The organism is Carnobacterium sp., from assembly GCF_032094055.1.
Taxonomy (GTDB): domain Bacteria; phylum Bacillota; class Bacilli; order Lactobacillales; family Carnobacteriaceae; genus Carnobacterium_A.
The window spans coordinates 14,496-16,819 of the sequence record NZ_DAMDAK010000038.1; the positions used below are offsets into that span (position 1 = coordinate 14,496).

The window sequence follows — 2,324 nt, forward strand, 5'->3', positions numbered from 1 at the left end:
GCCGGCAGACTATTTTCTGAAAGAATCAGCTGGATTAGCAGACGCTGAAGCGATTCTGTGTCTCCTGGTTTAATAAATTCACTGCAAATAATTTGGCCCGTCTCACTATTTACTACTAATAAAAGAGTTGGAAAATAAGGACGGCCTCCTTCTGACGGTCTTATGGGAGTTTCTATAAAACCAATATCCAATTCCCAAATAGAAGCCCCGAATTTTTGAGAGGCAACTCGTTTCATTTCAAATTTAGTTATTAAAACTGGCGCTTCTTCAACATGAGCAGCACCATCTGCGATAAATTTCGACAAATTAAGTACACCATCTTCATAGCTGCCATCTTTATGATAGGTTCGTAATAAGATTTCATGATTCATGCGCTCTGTTTCATAAAAGGCCAATTTTTTTCGAAAAGCTTTTGCAGTCTCCAGCAGCTTTTCCATTACGTCTATCAGCATGCGTTCATCTGCTTTTTCTATAGGAGAAGGGTAATAACCAGGGCAGTAATCAACGAATACCGGCCAATTTTTTTTACCTCTGAAGGGAATACCGCTTGATTTGATTCGCTGATAAGCTTCTTTATCCAAATCCAGTCGGTTTTCATATTCTAAAGCAAGGCATTTCTGTAATTGGAGCATTTCCATCGGTGTACGATGTTCCCGCAAGTTTGACTGTTCCACCATATCAAAGAAATAAGTTAGTTCTTCGGAATTCCGATAAAATAAAAACCCATAATGCTGTTCAGATTTCCCTAGGATAGAAATCATTATGGGCTCTTTTTGGTTTTCTAATTGAATAGCAATTAAATTTGTATCCCAGTAATCATTCCAAAATTTTTCTTCATACAGCTTTTTGGCTAGTGAAAACAATTGCTTTTCCTGCTCCATTCTTTTATTGCCTCCTTTATCTTTTCTATTATGTTTATTATACCAAATTAATCTGTCTTTAAGTGGCTTATTCAAAAATCTCAGACTGAAAAAATTATAGTCTTTTTGAAAAAACACAAGTAAAGATATTCTTTATTCTCGGTTTATCCTTTCCCATTTTCCCGCCGCAACAAAATACGTTTATTTTAATAGCTATACTCCAAAAAATAAATTCAGATATTTGTTGTTTTTTAGTAAAACGATTACAATGGAAGTGTAGCGCTATCTAAATAATTGTCAGGAGGATTTTATAATGAAAAAAATTATTAACGATCCCTCATCTGTTTTAGATGAAATGCTTAACGGGCTTGCGTTTGCTTATGAAGATTTAGTCGAACGTTTGCCGGAAACAAATGTGATCCATCGCAAAACTGCTCAAAATAAAAAAGTTGCTTTAGTCAGCGGCGGCGGTAGTGGACATGAACCTGCACATGCTGGGTTTGTCGGACAAGGCATGTTGTCTGCAGCTGTTTGTGGGGAAGTCTTTACTTCTCCAACTCCTGATCAAATTTATGAAGCCATTAAAGCCAGCGATGAAGGAGAAGGCGTTTTTCTCATTATTAAAAACTATTCAGGAGACGTCATGAATTTTGATATGGCAAAAGACTTAGCTGAAATGGACGATATTGCGGTCGAATTTGTAATTGTAGATGATGATGTAGCAGTTGAAGATAGTACGTATACTGCTGGAAAAAGAGGCATCGCCGGAACAGTTCTCGTGCATAAAATACTAGGTGCTGCTGCAGAGAAAGGGGCGTCCTTAGCCGAAATCAAAGAACTGGCAGATAAGCTGGTCCCTAATGTCAAATCGATTGGAGTTGCTTTAAGAGCTGCTACTGTACCAGAAGTCGGCAAACCAGGTTTTGAGTTAGCGGAAGATGAAATTGAATTTGGCGTCGGGATCCATGGCGAGCCGGGTTACCGCAGAGAAAAAATCAAACCTTCTAAAGAGTTGGCAAAAGAGCTGATTGAGCGGTTAAAATCAGAATTTCAGTGGAAAGAAGAAGAACAATATGCGGTACTGGTCAATGGCATGGGCGGAACTCCTTTAATGGAACAATTTATTTTTATGAACGATGTTAAAAATCTGCTGGTTGAAGAAGGAATCACCTTAGCTTATAGAAAAGTCGGCGATTATATGACTTCTATCGATATGCAAGGTTTATCATTAACTTTAGTCAAGCTGGAAGACGCTCAATGGCTCGATTATCTAACTGCGCCCGTTACCACTATTGCTTGGTAAGAAAGAAAGGATGGGAAAAATGATGGTTTCTCTTGAAAATATGAAAAAATGGATGACACTCTTCACAGCTCAACTATTAGAAAATAAAGAGTATTTAAGTGAGCTAGACACCGCTATCGGGGATGGCGACCATGGCAATAATTTAGCACGTGGAGCTACCG

2 protein-coding genes and 1 pseudogene are annotated in these 2,324 nt (G+C 38.2%); 2 read left to right on the forward strand and 1 reads right to left on the reverse strand.

The window, feature by feature from the left end:
* On the reverse strand, nt 1-881 hold an 881-nt coding region (locus RT405_RS07405; protein WP_313468828.1), incomplete at its 3' end, for a DUF6930 domain-containing protein.
* Nucleotides 882-1,173: 292 nt separating this feature from the next.
* On the opposite strand from RT405_RS07405, the gene dhaK reads away from it, so the two are divergent.
* Nucleotides 1,174-2,163, forward strand: coding sequence for a dihydroxyacetone kinase subunit DhaK (dhaK, locus tag RT405_RS07410; RefSeq protein ID WP_313468830.1), 990 nt, complete (start codon nt 1,174-1,176; stop codon nt 2,161-2,163).
* Between the two features lie 19 nt (nt 2,164-2,182).
* Nucleotides 2,183-2,324 (forward strand): annotated as a pseudogene (locus RT405_RS07415) (dihydroxyacetone kinase subunit L); the annotation flags it as partial.

Coding starts and splice junctions, on each gene's coding strand:
- dhaK (WP_313468830.1), top strand. CDS start 1,174: ATGAAAAAAATTATTAACGATCCCTCATCTGTTTTAGATGAAATGCTT.